General features: G+C 32.3%; 20 protein-coding genes. 10 read left to right on the top strand and 10 right to left on the bottom strand.

The genetic code is table 11. The features are described from left to right. Positions 1 to 298: 298 nt before the first annotated feature. Entirely contained in the window at positions 299 to 499 is a 201-nt protein-coding gene (locus C4S35_RS03935; RefSeq protein ID WP_103998930.1) for a dodecin family protein, read from the bottom strand. Between the two features lie 107 nt (positions 500 to 606). Further along, positions 607 to 1506, bottom strand: a complete 900-nt coding sequence (locus tag C4S35_RS03930) for a NifU family protein (RefSeq protein ID WP_103998929.1) — start codon at positions 1504 to 1506, stop codon at positions 607 to 609. Between the two features lie 152 nt (positions 1507 to 1658). Between C4S35_RS03930 and C4S35_RS03925 the strand changes: the two genes are divergently transcribed. Together C4S35_RS03925 and C4S35_RS03920 are read left to right on the top strand one after the other, a co-directional pair. Next, a complete protein-coding gene (locus C4S35_RS03925; RefSeq protein ID WP_103998928.1) occupies positions 1659 to 2657 on the top strand; it encodes a PorP/SprF family type IX secretion system membrane protein in 999 nt (332 codons plus the stop codon). 15 nt (positions 2658 to 2672) lie between these two features. Next, on the top strand, positions 2673 to 3188 hold the full coding sequence (locus tag C4S35_RS03920) for a gamma carbonic anhydrase family protein (protein WP_103998927.1): 516 nt from the start codon (positions 2673 to 2675) through the stop codon (positions 3186 to 3188). 10 nt (positions 3189 to 3198) lie between these two features. Here the strand turns inward: C4S35_RS03920 and murI are convergent, their stop codons facing one another. The 8 genes from murI to C4S35_RS03880 form a co-directional block, all read right to left on the bottom strand. Further along, positions 3199 to 3975 carry a glutamate racemase gene (gene murI, locus C4S35_RS03915; RefSeq protein WP_103998926.1) on the bottom strand — a complete coding sequence of 259 codons (777 nt, stop codon included), beginning with the start codon at positions 3973 to 3975 and terminating at the stop codon, positions 3199 to 3201. Positions 3976 to 4086: 111 nt separating this feature from the next. Next, positions 4087 to 4587, bottom strand: a complete 501-nt coding sequence (locus C4S35_RS03910; RefSeq protein ID WP_103998925.1) for an OmpH/Skp family outer membrane protein — start codon at positions 4585 to 4587, stop codon at positions 4087 to 4089. 20 nt (positions 4588 to 4607) lie between these two features. Further along, a complete protein-coding gene (locus tag C4S35_RS03905; RefSeq protein ID WP_103998924.1) occupies positions 4608 to 5630 on the bottom strand; it encodes an OmpH family outer membrane protein in 1023 nt (340 codons plus the stop codon). 35 nt (positions 5631 to 5665) lie between these two features. Then, complete coding sequence (locus C4S35_RS03900; RefSeq protein WP_103998923.1) at positions 5666 to 8395, bottom strand: BamA/OMP85 family outer membrane protein; 2730 nt, start codon at positions 8393 to 8395, stop codon at positions 5666 to 5668. Next, a complete protein-coding gene (locus tag C4S35_RS03895) occupies positions 8328 to 9068 on the bottom strand; it encodes an isoprenyl transferase (protein WP_103998922.1) in 741 nt (246 codons plus the stop codon). The genes C4S35_RS03900 and C4S35_RS03895 overlap by 68 nt, the downstream gene beginning before the upstream one ends. Before the next feature lie 4 nt (positions 9069 to 9072). Next, positions 9073 to 9756 (bottom strand): type IX secretion system protein PorG, encoded by a 684-nt coding sequence (gene porG / locus C4S35_RS03890; RefSeq protein ID WP_103998921.1) that lies wholly within the window; start codon positions 9754 to 9756, stop codon positions 9073 to 9075. A gap of 156 nt (positions 9757 to 9912) precedes the next feature. Next, positions 9913 to 10797, bottom strand: a complete 885-nt coding sequence (locus tag C4S35_RS03885; RefSeq protein ID WP_103998920.1) for an NAD kinase — start codon at positions 10795 to 10797, stop codon at positions 9913 to 9915. Between the two features lie 78 nt (positions 10798 to 10875). Further along, positions 10876 to 11535 carry a CBS domain-containing protein gene (locus tag C4S35_RS03880; protein ID WP_103998919.1) on the bottom strand — a complete coding sequence of 220 codons (660 nt, stop codon included), beginning with the start codon at positions 11533 to 11535 and terminating at the stop codon, positions 10876 to 10878. 113 nt (positions 11536 to 11648) lie between these two features. On the opposite strand from C4S35_RS03880, the gene C4S35_RS03875 reads away from it, so the two are divergent. From C4S35_RS03875 to C4S35_RS03840, 8 genes are all read left to right on the top strand, one after another. Next, the gene (locus C4S35_RS03875) at positions 11649 to 12362 is read left to right on the top strand and encodes a pyridoxine 5'-phosphate synthase (RefSeq protein ID WP_103998918.1); all 714 of its coding nucleotides are present in this window, start codon (positions 11649 to 11651) and stop codon (positions 12360 to 12362) included. A gap of 157 nt (positions 12363 to 12519) precedes the next feature. Further along, positions 12520 to 13281, top strand: a complete 762-nt coding sequence (locus tag C4S35_RS03870) for an alpha/beta fold hydrolase (protein ID WP_103998917.1) — start codon at positions 12520 to 12522, stop codon at positions 13279 to 13281. A 53-nt stretch (positions 13282 to 13334) separates the two neighbouring features. Beyond that, entirely contained in the window at positions 13335 to 13679 is a 345-nt protein-coding gene (locus C4S35_RS03865; protein WP_103998916.1) for a phage holin family protein, read from the top strand. 84 nt (positions 13680 to 13763) lie between these two features. Beyond that, complete coding sequence (locus tag C4S35_RS03860) at positions 13764 to 14129, top strand: hypothetical protein (RefSeq protein ID WP_131477585.1); 366 nt, start codon at positions 13764 to 13766, stop codon at positions 14127 to 14129. A 151-nt stretch (positions 14130 to 14280) separates the two neighbouring features. Continuing rightward, on the top strand, positions 14281 to 15144 hold the full coding sequence (locus C4S35_RS03855; protein ID WP_103998914.1) for a DUF3347 domain-containing protein: 864 nt from the start codon (positions 14281 to 14283) through the stop codon (positions 15142 to 15144). 2 nt (positions 15145 to 15146) lie between these two features. After that, positions 15147 to 15686: a helix-turn-helix domain-containing protein gene (locus C4S35_RS03850; protein WP_103998913.1), complete on the top strand. Its 540-nt coding sequence runs from the start codon at positions 15147 to 15149 to the stop codon at positions 15684 to 15686. A gap of 130 nt (positions 15687 to 15816) precedes the next feature. Then, on the top strand, positions 15817 to 16527 hold the full coding sequence (locus C4S35_RS03845) for a DUF3347 domain-containing protein (protein WP_103998912.1): 711 nt from the start codon (positions 15817 to 15819) through the stop codon (positions 16525 to 16527). Continuing rightward, positions 16528 to 17016, top strand: coding sequence for a heme-binding domain-containing protein (locus C4S35_RS03840; RefSeq protein ID WP_103998911.1), 489 nt, complete (start codon positions 16528 to 16530; stop codon positions 17014 to 17016). Positions 17017 to 17037: the final 21 nt, after the last annotated feature.

Raw genomic sequence — 17037 nt, 5'->3', positions numbered from 1 at the left:
ATTTGATTAGTCTTACAATAGTAAGCAATTTTTTCTAAAAGTGTTTAATTATATCGTTAATAGTTTGCTGAAAATCAGTGTTTGGTGGTAAAAATGTCTTGTTTTCGCATACATAAAAGAATGTTTTTTCCTCTTTATGACGTGCAGTTAAAAAAGGGAGATTTGATTTTTTTGGCTTCCGCCAATGAGTTGGCGTTCCGGGCTTTCGATTGAACCGGATTGCGGGAATTGCTTCTAAAAAGTAATTGTATAAAAAAAGCGTCTCGAATGAAACGCCTAAATTTTTTATTAAAATAATCTATTCGAGTTCGAATGTCAATTTTAAATTTACTCTATATTCTGTAATCTTACCATCTTTTATAGTTGCGCTGTGGTCTTTAATATATGCAGATCGTATGTTTTTTAACGATGTAGCCGCTTTGGCAACTCCTTTTCGCGCTGCATCTTCCCAACTAATTTCTGAATTGGAAAGTACTTCAATTACTTTTAATACTGACATAATTTCTAGGTGTTAAATTAGATATTAAATATACCAAATTTTTAAAATTTTAATTTAAAATTGCCTATTTTTTAATGTAATATTAACATTGTCAGGTGGTTGTGGTTTTATGCGTTGACTGCCTCTACTTTGATGTTATCATCGTTAAGCATACTTTTAAGCATGTTTTCAATACCGCTTTTTAACGTAAATGTGGATGAAGGACAGCCGCTACAAGCGCCTTGCAAAATTACTTTTACTGTTTTATCATTTTCATTATAAGAATCGAAAACGATATTACCGCCATCAGCTGCAACGGCCGGTTTTACGTATTCTTCCAGTATATTAATTATTTGTTGTGAAGTTACATCCAGATTATCAAAATCTTTATGGGTGTTGTTTTCTTGTTTCGTATTACCTTCCAGTAAGTTTTCATCTAGAACAGTTCCGCCATTTTCAATATATTGCTTGATGAAACTTCTTAATTCTAAAGTTATTTCTTGCCATTCATTGATTTCGTATTTAGTTACGGAGATGTAGTTTTCATCTATAAAAACTTCTTTTACATAGGGAAATTTGAATAATTCTTTCGCTAAGGGAGAAGGTGCCGTTTGATCAATGTTTTTGAATTCGATAGCATTTTTGGTCAACATTTTGCTAACCACAAATTTTAATGCTGCTGGATTAGGGGTTGTTTCACCATAAACTGTTATTGGCTGTTTTTTTGTTTTATTTTCTTCTATGCTGATGATTATTCCGCCATTATTTACAAATGTTTCAATTTGCTCTGCAACGGCATCTTTAACGTCTTCCCATTCTACGATGCTGTATTTTTCAATTGCGATAAAATTACCGGAGATGTAAATTGTTTTTACAAAAGGTAAGTAAAATAATTGTTGAGCAAGGGGAGAAGCTTTAGCTTCATCTATATTCTTGAATTCGAAACTTTCGTTTTGAGTGATGAAATCTTGGAATTCAAATTTAAGTATGGTTGGGTTTTGTGTTTCTTTAATACTAACTTTTGTCATGATATTTGTAAATTTCTACAAATTTAGTAAAGATATTTTCCACGAATCGCTATATTTGGATATTAATAAAATAAATTAACAATAATTTAGTTATATAGCTAGTTGTCGCAGATTATGTTGGTTTAACATTCATTTTATATAATTGTATCTCGATGTATAACAAAATTAGAATTTTAGCACTTCTTTTTTTTACAGCACAATATTCTTTTTCGCAAGAAGGGATTGCGGTTTATTCAGATTATTTGTCAGATAATTATTATTTGATTCATCCTTCTATGGCTGGTGCTGCAAATTGTGCTAAAATTAGACTTACAGCAAGAAAACAATGGTTCGGACAAGAAGATGCTCCGGAGCTGCAAACATTAAGTTTTAATGGAAGAGTAGGGAAAAAAGCTGGTGCTGGTATTATTCTTTTTAATGACAAAAATGGATATCATTCGCAAAAAGGGGTAAAGTTTACTTATGCCTATCATTTGATGTTTTCAAGAGATGAAATCGACTTAAATCAATTGTCTTTTGGGATAAGCGCAGGTTTAATCCAAAGCCAGTTAGACGAAACAGAGTTCAGACAATCGGGTGATTTTGATCCAATTATTGATGGAACAATAGTGCAAAAGGATTCTTATTTTAATGTTGATTTTGGTGCTTCCTATAATTATTTAGACTTTTATGTTCACGGTACGGTAAAGAATGCTATTGAAACAAGAAGAGATATTTACACGGAATATGAAAGTGATAATTTGAGAAAATACTTGTTGAGTTCGGGTTATGTTTTTGGAGATAAGGATAGAATATTATGGGAACCTTCAATTTTATTTCAATTGGTAGATAAGACTAAAGAGAAATCAATTGACCTTAATATGAAAGCATACAAAGATTTTAATTTTGGAAAACTATGGGGAGGTTTGTCTTATCGCAGAAGTTTTGACAGTGCCGAATATACTAATGGATCTGGAGTTTCTAAACAGAGACTTCAATATTTTACTCCAATTATTGGAGTAAATTTCAATAATTTCATGTTTGCCTATACGTATTCACATGTCTCCGGCGCCATGAAATTTGATAACGGTGGCTATCACCAAGTTACTTTAGGAATCAATTTATTTTGCAAACCTGAAAAATACGAATGCAATTGCCCTGCAATAAATTAATTTTACTTTATAATCATGTTAATTAAATCTGTAAACGGAAAATCTCCTTCTATACCAGAGGATTGTTATGTAGCCGAGAATGCTACTATTGTTGGTGATGTTAGTTTTGGTTCTTCTTGTAGTGTTTGGTTTAACACAGTGATTAGAGGTGATGTGAATTTCATCAAAATAGGCAATAAAGTAAATATACAGGATGGTGCTGTAATTCATTGTACTTATAAAAAGCATCCGACAATTATAGGAAATAATGTTTCAATTGGTCATAATGCCATTGTACATGGTTGTACGGTTCATGACAATGTATTGATTGGAATGGGAGCAATTGTAATGGATAATTGTATTATTGAAAGCAATTCTATTGTTGCGGCTGGAGCTGTCATTACTCAAAATACAGTTGTCTCCTCTGGTTCTATTTGGGCCGGTGTTCCTGCCAAAAAGGTAAAAGATATTGACCAATCTGATTTCGCTGGTGAAATCGAACGTATATCTAATAATTACGTAATGTATTCCAGTTGGTTCAAGGAAGAATAAACGGAATTTCTTAAAATTCAATTTTTTCCACGTCATATTTATTTTCTAAAATCTCAGATAATACTTTTGAATCGGTATTAGTATAAAAAATAGGTTTGCTTTTTTTGGAAGAAGAAAACCCTATTTTTTCTCTTAATATATTTTGTGTTTGTTTGGCAACAGCTTCACCGGAATCGATAATTTGAATATGCGGTGGAAGTATTTTTTTTATTTGAGGAATTAGATAGGGGTAGTGGCTGCAGCCCAATACTAAATAATCGATATTAGCTTCAATCATGGGAGTAAGATAGGAATGAAGCAATTTTATCATCTCTGGCGAATTAATATCACCGTTTTCAATAAGTTGAACCAATCCATGACCCACTTGTTCAATTATTTTGGTATTTTGATACTTCTCCGTAGTTTTATTAAAAAGCGCACTGTTCAGTGTTCCTTGTGTGGCAAGAATTCCTATAATTTGTGTTTTTGAATTAGATGCGGCTGGCTTTATTGCCGGTTCTATTCCTATAAATGGGACATCGTACTTATCTCTCAATTCCTCGATTGCATTTGTAGTTGCAGTGTTGCAAGCCACAACTATCAATTTGCAGTTCATCTTGAGCAGGAATTCAGTGTTTTTAATACTTAATGCAATAATCTCCTCTTTTGATTTTTGACCATAAGGAGCATTTTTGCTATCGGCAAGGTAAATAGTTTTTTCGTTGGGAAGCAGATGATGTATTTCTTTCCAAATTGAAGTTCCTCCAATACCAGAGTCAAAAATTCCTATAGGTTGATCGTTATGCATAGAAACAAAGTTAAGAGGTACAACATAAATATCCTAAAAATTATTTTCAAAAAAAAACTGCTCATTCCCAAATTTGGAGTGAGCAGTTTTATAAACTAATGGGTGTATTTTTTAAAAACCTAAATCTTTTTTTACATCAGCAGTCAAGTTTGGACCATCAGCTAATAAAAGTGTAGAGCCGTCTAATACATATTGAAATCCTTTTGCTTTACCTACTTTTTGGATTGAAGCTCTTACTTTATCCATTAATGGTTTTACGATGTCAGATTCTTTTTGTTGCAATTCTTTTTGAGCATTGTCTCTGAAATCAACAATTCTTTTTTGCATATCTTGAACTTCTTTTGAGCGTTCTCCATTAACTACTTCAGTTACTGTTGCAGATTCTGCATCGTATTTTTTTAATTTTGTTTGGTATTCTTCAACCATTTTTTTGTAATTCGCATCATAAGTACCACTCAATTTCTCCAGTTGTTTTTGAGCGTCTATCATAGCTGGCATTTTTGCCATAATTTCACTTACATCAACATGTGCTGTTTTTGCTTGTGCATTAATTGTTTGATTTGCGCCAAATAATAATATAGCGGCAATTAGTAAAGTTTTAATTTGTTTCATCGTTTTTAAAATATTTAATATTAATTTTTGTTTGTATTTTCTTTTAATTTTTCAGCGTTAGCTTTTTTTATCGCTTCTCTATCTTCCAGTATTTTTTTCTTTTTATCTTCTAAAGCTTTTTTACGATCTTCAATTACTTTTTTTCGATGTTCTAATATCGTTGCTCTTTCTTCAACTTGTTTAATTTTGGTATCCTCTATCACTTTTTTTGAAGCTAATTTAGTGGAGTCATTGACAGTTGTTTTTGTTTTAGGTTCCTCTGTTTTAGCTGAGGCAGAAACCGTGCCATTTTTTTTAGATTCCCTTTCAGATAGAAGTTGTTTTCTCCTTTCGTCAAATTCTTTTTTCTTTTGTTCTTGAAGCAATTTTCTGTCAGCGATAATCTGGTCTCTTCCTGCTTTCTTTTCGTCTAATGCTTTTTTTCGGTCTGCTAAAACTGGATTTTCATCCAAAGCATCTTCTTTATTTTCTTTCGTTTCTTGATCTTTAAGCTGCTTTTTTGTTAACTGCTCTCTTTTTTCTGTACGATTCAGTACGCGTAAAACCTGTTCGCTAATGTCAAACCTTTTGGCCGTAAATAACATAGTCAAATCAGAAGATTTATCAAAGATAAAATCATATTTCAATCTTTCTGCAATGTCTTGAATGGCAGTAAACACTTGGTCCTGTATCGGCTTTGACAAAACTATTTTTTGTTGAATTAAATCACCAGTTGGCCCAAATCTTTTCTGCTGATAATCTATCATTTCATTTTCAAGAAACTTGATTTCAGTTTCCCTTTCGTCAATGAGTTGTTTTGTCAATAAAGCTTTTTCTGCCTTTAAAGCATCCTTAAGTTTATTGACCTCTATTTTTTTTACCTCAATTTCCTGTTTCCATTTTTGAGCTTTTTGATCTAATTGGCTCTTCGCTTCCGTATAATCGGTTACATTCTGTAAAATGTACTCCATATCAATATAGCCTATTTTGGTACCTTTAGTTTGCCCATTTATTGTACTTAGTACGATAAAGGCTAAAAATGGAAATAAAAAATGTTTTCTCATAACGGTATAGTATTAGAAAATTTTATGTCATTTTTTTAAAATTGTTGTCCAATAATAAAGTGTGTTTCCCATCCATTAGGTTTAGCTGTTCCTGGTAAAGCATCAAAACCATATCCAAAATCAATACCTAATAATCCAAAGGCTGGCATGAATACACGTAATCCAACTCCAGCTGAACGACTTAAATCAAACGGATTATAACTTTTGAAATCTTTATACGAAGAACCCGCTTCCAAGAAAGTCAGTGCGTAAATAGATGCCGATGATTTCAATGTTATAGGATAACGCATTTCTAATGAAAATTTATTATAAACTGTCGCTCCAATTTGCTCTCCTTTAGTGTTTACTGGTGTCAATGAATTGTTTGGATAACCTCTTAATTGTATAGTTTCTCTTCCATCCATTGAATAATTCGCTAATCCATCACCACCTACATAGAATCTTTCAAATGGTACAACACCTCTGTCTTGATTGTATGCTCCAAGAAATCCAAATTCCGTTAACGTTCGTAGTACTAATTTACCATAAATTTTTGTGTACCAATCCGCTTTGAACTTTATTTTGTAATATTCTAGCCAATTAAACTTCTTTTGGTCAACTAAAGCAGGGTCAGCCGCAGCATCTTGATAGTTGAATACTTTATTTCCGGCTGCATCTACATAGTCACCTATTTTAACTGTATTCCCATTTGCATCGGGTACATTGGATCGGTCAACCGTATTTTTTAATTTGTATTCTTCTTTGTCACCTAAAGTAGCATAATCAATTCCATTCATCAAAGAATAAGGAGGTGTTACTTTTGCCGAAATACTGAACTCTGAACCATAAGTAGGGAATATAGGGTTCGTTCCTTTATTACTTCTTGTTAATCCTATAGTGTAAGCTAAGTTTCTCGATGTTCCATTTCCAAACGTAAATAATCCAGTATTATAATTATGCAAATCATAATGTTGGTAACTTATAGATTGTGACAAAACAAAGAAATCATCTGGCACAGTAAGTCTTTTCGCTAATCCTATGGATAAGGTTAAAATATTAAAACTTTTAGTTTTGTCAACTCTTTGCGTAACATAGTTATTTAAAAACTGTTTGCTATATGATAATGATGTACTAAATTGAACTGGTTTTTTTTGTCCAAACCAAGGCTCAGAAAACGAAACACTATACGTTTGGAAGTATGTACTTCCTTGTAATCTTAATGACACTTTCTGTCCGTCACCCATTGGTAATGGTTTGTATGCATCTTTATTCAAAAGGTTTCTTGCAGAGAAATTGTTAAATGATAATCCTAATGTACCTATGAAACCTCCACCACCATAACCACCTTGAAGTTCAATTTGACTGGATCCTTTTTCTACAAGATTATATTCGATATCAACAGTACCAGCTGCAGAATCTACGTTTTTAAATTTCGGTTCAATAGCTTCTGGATCAAAGAATCCTAATTGTCCTATTTCTCTAACAGTTCTTACCGTTTCTTCTTTACTGTACTTTTCTCCCGGTTTAGTTCTTAATTCTCGGTAAATTACACGGTCATTTGTTTTGTCATTTCCTACAACGGTAATTTTGTTGAAATAAGCTAATGGGCCTTCAGTAACTCTTATCTCAAAATCTATAGTATCATTTGCAGTTTTTACCTCAACAGCATTTATATTAGAAAATAAATAACCGTTATTTTGGTACAAATTGGTAATGTCTTCTCCATCTGGTTTAGATTTATCTGCAATTCTTTTTTCAAGAAGTACTCCATTGTAAGTTTCCCCTTTTTTAACTCCCAATATTCTGCCTAATAATTGATCTGAATAGACCGTATTCCCTAAAAATTTGATGTCTCCAAAATAGTATTTGTTCCCCTCTTCAACATTTATTTTGATTGCTAATGCCTTTTTATCTTTATCATAAGTGACAGAGTCAGATAGTATTCTGGCATCACGATATCCTTTTTCTTTGTAAGCGGCTATTACTTTTTCTAAATCGCTTTTGTATTTTGCCTGTACAAATTTAGATGCTTTTAAAACACGTATAGGATTCTTTTGTTTGGTGTCTTTCATTGCTTTACGCAATGTTTTATCAGATAATTTATCGTTTCCTACAAAATTAATACTTTGTATCTTTACTTTATCGCCTTTGTCAATTGTCACAAGCATGTTTACTTGATTTACAGTTGATGTATCTTTTATGGTAGTTATATTTACTTTAGTATTGTAATATCCTTCTTTTTTATATTTACTTTCGATGTAGTTTTTAGTGGTAGTAATTAAATTTTCATTTACTATTTTTCCTTTTGTAAGACTGTTATCTTTAATTAAACTTTCCGTTTTATTTTTCTTAACTCCTACAAACTTAACTTCATTCAACTTTGGTAATTCTACCAGGTTTAGATCAAGGTAAATACTGTCATTTTGTATTTTATTCACATAAAATGAAATTTCATCAAAAAGACCTAGTTTTCCAAGTTTTTTAATAGCACCACTTATTTCTTCACCTGGAATCGTTATTTCCTGTCCTTTTTGAAGTCCTGCAAAAGTTATTACGGTCTGAGTGTTAAAACTTATTTTACCAACAACAGCAACATCTGCTAGGATATATTTTTTTCCTTGGTCAAAGGGTACTCGATCTTGAGCTTTAATTTGGGTAAAACTTCCAAAAATTAATAAGGTAACAGCTATTCCTATTTTTTTATGTAACACTAAAAAATTATTTAATTTGTTCACTTGTTTTTCCAAATCTACGTTCTCTTTTTTGATAACTAATAATAGCCTCATATAAATCTTGTTCTTTAAAGTCTGGCCACAATATATCAGTAAAATACAATTCTGCGTAGGCAATTTGCCAAAGCAAGAAATTACTTATTCTATGTTCTCCACTTGTTCGTATTAATAAATCTACATCCGGTAAATTTTGCGTGTAAAGATGCTCATTTATAATTGAATCATCAATAGCGTCTATTGAAATTATATTATTTTTAACTTTACTACATATGTTTTTTACAGCACTGACTAATTCCTCCCTAGATCCGTAGCTTAATGCCAATGTTAGGGTCATTTTAGTGTTATCTTTTGTTTTATTTATTACATCAAGAAGTTCCTTTTGAGCGGATTGTGGTAATTTTTCTAAATTACCGATCGCGTTCAGTTTGATGTTATTTTTTTGTAGTGTTACAAGTTCTTTTTTTAATGAATTGATTAGAACTTTCATAAGTGTTTCAACCTCTAGTTTTGGTCTGTTCCAGTTTTCAGATGAAAAGGCATATAGAGTAAGAAATTCAATTCCTAATTTAGCACTTGCTTCTATAATTACTTTCACCGATTTTGTACCACTTTGGTGTCCTAAAGATCTTAAAAGGCCTTGTTGTTTTGCCCAACGGCCATTACCATCCATAATGATGGCTAGATGTTTGGGTAAATTAGTTGTGTCTACTGTATTTAATATTTCCATTTTTTTAATCTATACAATAACAAGGTTTGTTTCCAAAAGTGTATGTTAAGGTAAGTCCCGAGAAAACATACCAGTCATTATTGTTTATGTTGCCAAATTGTAAGTTCTTTAAGTTGTCATTCGTCGGATTGCTTCCATCTAAGTCATCTGCATAGGTATATCTGGCTCCAACTTCCAATCCTAAAACAAAATTAGGGGTAATATTTGATTTTATACCTAAAATCATTGGTATTGCTATGGTTCCGTGGTTAGAATCTGATCTAGTTTTCCCGTCTACAAAAAATAGACCTTCATATTGCACAAAGCTTAGACCGGAGTATACATAAGGCGTAATTTTGGTTCGTAGTTCATGTAAATTAAAATCAAAAAAATTAAATTCGAGCCCAGCAGAAAATTCTTTAATGCTGTTTTCAAAACGATAACCTCTCTGATTTCTACCGGCTTCTTCAGAATTTAGATCGTTTGCAGTAATTTTCGATTGTGTATATGAAAACCGATAGGAATGTCTTGGACTTTTATTCCATTTATAAAGTATTCCAATAGCAGGTTCATTAGGGGATATGTAAGTGGTTGAACCTACATCGCCTATGAAATTGCTTCCACCGACAAAAACGCCAATCTCATGAATTTGAGCGTGGATTGCCAGGAAAGGGAACAGGAATAATAAAAAGTTAAAAATTCGATTCATTTACTTAAAAATTGCGTGCAAATATAATAATTATCGATATGATTCGACACCTATTTAGTTAATTGTATGTTTTTTATAAAAACAAACATAAATTGGGACTTGATTAATCAAAACGTAAAAAAGTTATGGAATCGTATAGTATTAGTTATAAATGCTTTAATTCCTTTTGTCTTCTCCCCAAAGCAATTTAGTTCGCAGTGTTTTTGAAAATGTTTCTTCGGGAATTTCTACCATGTTTATTTGAAAAGGAGTTTTCTTGATGGTCAGAATCGATTCGTTTTTTACAGATGTAATTCTGGAATCTAGTGAAACGAGATAATTTTCCTCTCGACCGGAAACTTTTAATCGAATTTCAGTTTCGTCAGGAATCACAAGTGGTCTTGCGTTGAGATTGTGAGGAGCGATAGGTGTAATAACTAAACTTTTTACGTCCGGAGTAAGTATTGGACCTCCACAACTTAAAGAATAGCCCGTTGAACCCGTCGGTGTGGAAATAATCAAACCATCTGCCCAGTAGGAATTTAAAAATTCATCATTTAGATAGGTGTCTATTGTAATCATAGACGTAGTGTCTTTTCTACTAACGGTAATTTCATTCATTGCAAAATTAATGTCCTCAATGGCTTCATTGTTTGGTGAACATGATAAACTCAACAGCGTTCTTTTTGAAATAGTATATTTTTTTTCAATTACAAATTGCATAAACGCTGCAATATTTTCTTTTTGAACGGTTGCTAAAAAGCCTAATCGGCCAGCATTGATTCCTAATATAGGCACACCTGAATCTCTAACTAAAGTAGCTGCTCTTAAAATAGTTCCGTCGCCGCCAATACTTATCAGCATATCAAAACTTTGATCTAATTCGGTATGAGATTCAAAAGTTTTATATTCTTTTCGAACAATATTTTTTTCATAAAGTATTTTCAAAAATTCAGAATCAATGACCATTTCTACCTTATTGGTATTAAAAAAAACGAAGATGTCTTTAATTATTGGTTCGGTGCTGTTTTGGTAATATTGTCCGTATATCGCTACTTTCATTTTTTTGAATTATAATTAGATAATATGTCAATTAGAAGATCAATTTTCTAATTTTCTCATTTTCTAATTCGTTTTTTATCAGATATTGAGATATTTATCTAAATAGTCAGAACGTTCTTTTAAGTTGTTGATGTAATTGTCTTCTTGATGCTCAGATATAATTTCGTAATCGTACCTTCTGAAGGTTTGGATGATGTCATTCATTGCGCCTAATGTTATTTTCACCGTAATTTGAACGCTTTCAATATCTGCTTCAGAAATGAACAAACCTAAAAGTTTACCATTGTTGCTTTCAACTATTTGAGTAATTTGACTCATAGAATAATCCAACACTGCTTTTTTAACAATAATAATTCCTCCTTGTTCTTTTAAAAAAGGAGTTTCATGAAAAAATCTCATGATGTCTTCTATTTCGTAATAACCTACATATTTATTATCTAGGTCTAAAACAGGGACTAAATTAGTATGATTCTTTGCGAAAATTTCTAGTACATCCAGCCAGATTGTATTTGTTCTAACGAAAAATCCTTCGAGAGTAAATCTATAATCTGCTATTTTTTTCTTGTTTTCAAAAGTTACAATATCATCTGCGGCCATACTGCCAATATAAACTTCCTCCTCAATTACAGGAAAATGTGAAAAGTGCACATCATTAAAAAAGTCTTGAACATCCGCAATAGTATCTTGGCTGTCAATCGCTTTAAAATCATTGGTAATATACTCTGTAATTTCTGTCATAAATCAATCTCAATATTTCATGCAAAATAATCAAAAATAAGCAAAAACTCCTAGATTTTACTTTGTATTTTTGTCACAACAAATACTATTTTTCACAATCAAAAAGTGTTCCAATGACAAAGTTAAGTGTAAACATCAATAAAATAGCTACTTTACGTAATGCACGTGGAGGAAATGTTCCCGATTTATTAAAGGTTGCAGCCGACATTCAAAAGTTTGGTGCCGAAGGAATCACGATTCATCCGCGTCCAGATGAGCGTCACATCCGTTATCAAGACGCCAGAGATTTGAAATCCTTTGTTTACACCGAATATAATATTGAAGGAAATCCAGAGAAAACATTTATCGATCTTGTTCTCGAAATCAGACCTACCCAAGTTACTTTAGTTCCGGATGCTGTCGATGCGATAACTTCCAATGCAGGTTGGAATACCATAAAACATGCCGCATATTTAACTGAAATTGTTCAGGAATTTCAACGCAACGGAATCAGAACTTCTATTTTTGTGGATCCGGTTCTTGAAATGATTGAAGGCGCTAAAAAAATTGGAACTGAAAGAATCGAATTGTATACCGAGGCATTCGCACACGAATACTGTTTAGGTAATAAAAGAGGTATACAGTCGTATATGGAATCAGCAATTCTGGCCAATCAAATCGGTTTAGGAATCAATGCAGGTCACGATTTAAGTTTAGATAATATTCAGTTTTTCAAGGAAAATATACCGGGATTGCTGGAAGTTTCCATTGGGCACGCTTTAATTTCCGAAGCTCTTTATCTGGGATTGGATAATGTGATCAACATGTATTTGCAAAAATTAAAATAAAATAATTGGGGCGTGACCACGCTTTCACTAGCGTTGCAGCGTGGTCGGGCTATCCGTTGCAATCTTTTTTTCATTCCACTATCGTTTCATGATAAAAAAGGATTTCCACTGCTATCCCTCACGCACGTAATTCTGCAATCTAAAATATAAAATCAAAATGCTCTACTCAAAAATAGAAGGTTCAGGCAAACCACTTTTAATTCTCCACGGCTTTTTGGGAATGTCGGATAATTGGAAAACACTAGGAACTCAGTTTGGTACCGAAGGTTTTCAAGTTCACATGATCGATTTGCGCAATCACGGCCGAAGCTTGCATTCGGAGGAATTTAGTTATGAAATCATGGTTCAGGATGTTTTCGAGTATTGCAATGCCAATAATTTAGAAAACATAAATATAATCGGTCATTCCATGGGTGGAAAAGTGGCCATGCTTTTGGCGACAACTCATCTGGAATTAGTAGATAAATTAATTGTTGCTGATATCGGACCAAAATTTTATCCGCAACACCATCAGGATATTTTGGCAGGATTAAACGCTGTTGATTTCTCCAAAAAACCAACCCGAAACGAAGTTGAGGAAATTATGTCTCCATATATTCCTGATTTTGGAACGAGACAATTTTTAATGAAAAGTTTGTATTGGCAAGAACCGGGACAACTCGCTTTCCGATTCAACTTGGAAGTTTTCAATAAAAAAATGGATGAAATTGGAGTTCCATTGCCGCCAAATGCCGTTTTTGAGAAACCAACATTATTCATACGCGGTGGAAAATCCAATTATATTTTGGACACTGATTTCGAAAACATAAAACAGCATTTCCCTAATTCCACTGTGGAAACAATTGCTGATGTAGGGCATTGGCTGCATGCTGAAAACCCAATCCTTTTTCATCAAATCGCAAGTTCTTTTTTAAAATAAATTAATTCGATTTAAATTTTTCTTACATTTATTTAAATTTTAAAATAAAAACTATGAATTTATTGATCAGAATATTAGTTACATCAGGATTAGTGCTACTTATTGCTCATTTCATGCCAGGTGTTCATGTAGCTGGTTTTACTACTGCGTTGATTGTAGCTATAGTTCTTGGTTTGCTTAATATATTTATCAAACCAATATTGGTAGTACTAACTTTACCGGTTACCATTGTTACATTAGGATTGTTTTTGTTAGTCATTAATGCATTGATTATATTATTGTGTACAAATATTGTTGGCGGGTTTAGTGTAGACTCGTTTTGGACCGCATTAATCTTTAGTATTGTATTGTCATTGTTGCAATCCATTATGAATGGGATATTAGGCGAAGGGAAGTAATTGATTTTTTAACAAGTAATTAGGAGTTAATAAATTAGCAATAGTCCTTAATTTAATACCTTTGTTTTTTACAAAAGTTTACTGATGACAAAAAAGTTTTACATAATGCTACTTGTTATGCTTGGTTTCTTTATGATGCCAAGCGTAGCTTTTGCATGTGGAACCAAATCAGAGAAAGCGTGTTGTAAAAAAGAAGCTGTTTCACAAAAGGAGAAAACGGCTTGTTGCGACAAAGGAAAAAGTTCAAAAAGCCATGAGGGTTGTAACGGAGGATGTAAACATGTTTCTTGTACCAGTTCTGTAGTTAGTTTGGCTTTGTCTTCACAAGTTTATGTTGCACTTACTAGTCAAATTTTTAGTTTTTCACCTGAGAAACAAAATTATTATTATTCTGAAATCTTCATTTCTTCCGATTTCCGTTCCATTTGGCTTCCACCTAAAATAAGCTAAATTTCTATTTAGATAGCCATTATTGGGTCTAATTCAAAGCATTACTGCTTTAAAATCATTAAATTTATAGTTAAATTCAATACGGATTGTAGCAAGATGCTATTGTTCTAATATTAAGTAGGACTTATTCACTTCAAAATTATTTAAAACAATGAAATCAATAAAAAAAATATTGATGGCAATTATACTATTGCTTTCAATGACAATTACGAACGCACAAATAAAAAATGCTAAAACCGAAACGGTAAAAATCTACGGGAATTGCGGAATGTGTGAAACAACCATAGAGAAAGCAGGAAATTTAAAAAAAGTAGCTCAGGTAGATTGGGATAAAGACACCAAAATGGCTACGCTAACATATGATTCAGCAAAAACGAATCAGGACGAAATCTTAAAACGTATTGCTTTGGCAGGTTATGACAGCGAGAAATTCCTTGCTCCTGATTCTGCCTATAACAGCCTTGCCGGTTGTTGTCAATACGACAGAGAAGCTAAAGTAGCTGCTACGCCACAGGCGAATCAAATGGCAGGAATGGAAAATCATCAAGATCAGTCAGAAATAACCAAAACGGATCAAGTAGCGCAAAATCAATTAAAACCAATTTTTGAGAATTACTTTTTATTAAAAGATGCTTTGGTTAAAACGGATGGGAAAGTAGCTTCTTCAGTCGCAAAAAATTTATTGACTTCTTTAAATGGGGTAAAAATGGACAAACTTGCTATGGATGTTCATATGGTTTGGATGAAAGTGATGAAAGATTTAACTGCTGACGCCAAAAGTATTTCTGAAATACAAGATATCAAAAAACAAAGAACGGTTTTTATGTCATTATCAAAAAACATGTATGATTTGATAAAAGTGGCCAAATATGAAACGCCAGTTTTTTATCAGTTTTGTCCAATGGCAAACGGAGGGAAAGGCGCTAATTGGTTAAGTAAAGACAATGCAATTAAAAACCCGTATTATGGTTCACAAATGATGTCTTGTGGTAAGACTGTGGAAACCATTAAATAAAAATGAAGATTTATATCAAAAATATGGTATGCAATCGCTGTAATATTGTCGTGAAGTCTGAAATTGAAAAAATTGGACTTCACGCTGTTTCAGTTCAGTTAGGAGAAGTCGAACTTTTGGAAGATTTTAAAAATGATGAAAAAGAGATACTTTCAAAAAGGTTACATGCACTTGGTTTTGAATTATTAGAAAACAAAATTGCTGTTACAATTGAACGGATTAAAAATCTGATAGTTGACTTAGTTCATCACCAAGATAATGAACTTAAAACTAATTTATCGCATTATCTAGCGCAACAATTAGGACAAGATTACAACGCTTTAAGTAATTTATTTTCGGAAGTTGAAGGAAAAACTATAGAACATTACTTTATTACTCAAAAAATTGAAAGAGTAAAAGAGTTGCTTCTGTATGACGAATTTACATTGAGTGAAATTGCTATTCAATTGAAATATAACGATGTAGCGCATTTGAGCAATCAGTTTAAAAAAGTAACGGGTTCGACACCGACATACTTCAAAAAAGCAAAAGAAGCCATTTGATTCGAAATTGACAAATTGTAAATTTTACAATTTTTTATAATTATTATACAATATTCTAAAACGATTATTTTTAGAACTTTGTATAGTTAAAATAAAGCTAGAAGTAAAAATAAAACTAAAAAATATTAAAATGAAAAAAGTATTCTTATCAATTGTAATTATGGCTGCAACTTTAACAGCTTGTAATCAAAAAGTCAAGCAGGTTGAAGAAACAAAAGTTGAAAAAACTGTTGCTTCCACAGATTTATATGCGTGTTCTATGCATCCCGAAGTAAAGGGAAAGAAAGGGGACAAATGTTCTAAATGTGGTATGGAACTAACAGTACCGGTTAATGAAGCTACAACTATAACTCCAAATACGACAGTTGAAACAAAAACAGAATCAACTGTTACAACAACTTCCCAATCTTCATTTTCTACAAATGAAATTGTAGCAAATTATTTGAAAGTAAAAAATGCATTTATTAAGGATGATTCAAAAGGTGCGGCGAATGCAGCTAAAGCATTATATGCGACTTTAAATAGTATAAATGCCAATTCATTGGATGCGAAATCGAAATCGGAATATATTGATATAAAAGACGATGCTAAAGAACATGCGGAACATATAGGTAACAATGCTGGAAAAATTGAACACCAAAGAGAACATTTTGCCATGTTGAGCAAAGACATCAAGGATTTGATAAAAACTTTTGGTACTACTCAAAAATTGTATCAGGATTATTGTCCAATGTATGACGAAGGGAAAAGCGGTTATTGGATAAGTGAAACTAAAGAAATCAAAAATCCATATTACGGTGGCCAAATGCTTACTTGTGGATCAGTAAAAAAAACATTCTAGATGAAAATTAATTTCAAAAAAATATTGACTTTAGGTTTTGTTATTTTTTTGCTGTTACAATTTTATCAACCTGCTCGCAATTTAGATTACGGGCGGGTATTACCTATCCATTTTACCAAAACCTACGATGTTCCCTTAGATGTAAAAAACATTTTGCAAACTTCCTGCTACGATTGTCACAGCAACAGCACGGAGTATCCTTGGTACTCCTACATTCAGCCCGTTAGACTGTTTTTGGATAATCATATTAATGAAGGAAAAGAGAATCTGAATTTTAGTGAGTTTGGTAATTATTCTGAGCGAAAGCAAGGAAACAAATTAGAAGAAATTGTCAAACAAATTAAAGCTGAGGAGATGCCATTGGCTTCGTACACAATGATACATAAAAATGCCATACTTACTCAAGAGAATAAAAAGGTGTTGATTAATTGGATAGAACAAACTAGAGATAGTATTTCATCACAAAATTATATGACAGTTGTACAATAGTTGATTCACCCGCACAAAATA

Origin of the sequence: Flavobacterium urumqiense (genome assembly GCF_900108015.1) — a bacterium.
GTDB classification, from domain to species: domain Bacteria; phylum Bacteroidota; class Bacteroidia; order Flavobacteriales; family Flavobacteriaceae; genus Flavobacterium; species Flavobacterium urumqiense.
The sequence above is the reverse complement of the archived record's forward strand: the minus strand, read 5'-3'. Positions and strand labels throughout refer to the sequence as shown.

Excerpts from the sequence above, each read along its gene's own strand:
- C4S35_RS03935 (WP_103998930.1), bottom strand. The coding sequence starts at position 499 with ATGTCAGTATTAAAAGTAATTGAAGTACTTTCCAATTCAGAAATTAGT.
- C4S35_RS03930 (WP_103998929.1), bottom strand. The coding sequence starts at position 1,506 with ATGACAAAAGTTAGTATTAAAGAAACACAAAACCCAACCATACTTAAA.
- C4S35_RS03925 (WP_103998928.1), top strand. The coding sequence starts at position 1,659 with ATGTATAACAAAATTAGAATTTTAGCACTTCTTTTTTTTACAGCACAA.
- C4S35_RS03920 (WP_103998927.1), top strand. The coding sequence starts at position 2,673 with ATGTTAATTAAATCTGTAAACGGAAAATCTCCTTCTATACCAGAGGAT.
- murI (WP_103998926.1), bottom strand. The coding sequence starts at position 3,975 with ATGCATAACGATCAACCTATAGGAATTTTTGACTCTGGTATTGGAGGA.
- C4S35_RS03910 (WP_103998925.1), bottom strand. The coding sequence starts at position 4,587 with ATGAAACAAATTAAAACTTTACTAATTGCCGCTATATTATTATTTGGC.
- C4S35_RS03905 (WP_103998924.1), bottom strand. The coding sequence starts at position 5,630 with ATGAGAAAACATTTTTTATTTCCATTTTTAGCCTTTATCGTACTAAGT.
- C4S35_RS03900 (WP_103998923.1), bottom strand. The coding sequence starts at position 8,395 with ATGAGGCTATTATTAGTTATCAAAAAAGAGAACGTAGATTTGGAAAAA.
- C4S35_RS03895 (WP_103998922.1), bottom strand. The coding sequence starts at position 9,068 with ATGGAAATATTAAATACAGTAGACACAACTAATTTACCCAAACATCTA.
- porG (WP_103998921.1), bottom strand. The coding sequence starts at position 9,756 with ATGAATCGAATTTTTAACTTTTTATTATTCCTGTTCCCTTTCCTGGCA.
- C4S35_RS03885 (WP_103998920.1), bottom strand. The coding sequence starts at position 10,797 with ATGAAAGTAGCGATATACGGACAATATTACCAAAACAGCACCGAACCA.
- C4S35_RS03880 (WP_103998919.1), bottom strand. The coding sequence starts at position 11,535 with ATGACAGAAATTACAGAGTATATTACCAATGATTTTAAAGCGATTGAC.
- C4S35_RS03875 (WP_103998918.1), top strand. The coding sequence starts at position 11,649 with ATGACAAAGTTAAGTGTAAACATCAATAAAATAGCTACTTTACGTAAT.
- C4S35_RS03870 (WP_103998917.1), top strand. The coding sequence starts at position 12,520 with ATGCTCTACTCAAAAATAGAAGGTTCAGGCAAACCACTTTTAATTCTC.
- C4S35_RS03865 (WP_103998916.1), top strand. The coding sequence starts at position 13,335 with ATGAATTTATTGATCAGAATATTAGTTACATCAGGATTAGTGCTACTT.
- C4S35_RS03860 (WP_131477585.1), top strand. The coding sequence starts at position 13,764 with ATGACAAAAAAGTTTTACATAATGCTACTTGTTATGCTTGGTTTCTTT.
- C4S35_RS03855 (WP_103998914.1), top strand. The coding sequence starts at position 14,281 with ATGAAATCAATAAAAAAAATATTGATGGCAATTATACTATTGCTTTCA.
- C4S35_RS03850 (WP_103998913.1), top strand. The coding sequence starts at position 15,147 with ATGAAGATTTATATCAAAAATATGGTATGCAATCGCTGTAATATTGTC.
- C4S35_RS03845 (WP_103998912.1), top strand. The coding sequence starts at position 15,817 with ATGAAAAAAGTATTCTTATCAATTGTAATTATGGCTGCAACTTTAACA.
- C4S35_RS03840 (WP_103998911.1), top strand. The coding sequence starts at position 16,528 with ATGAAAATTAATTTCAAAAAAATATTGACTTTAGGTTTTGTTATTTTT.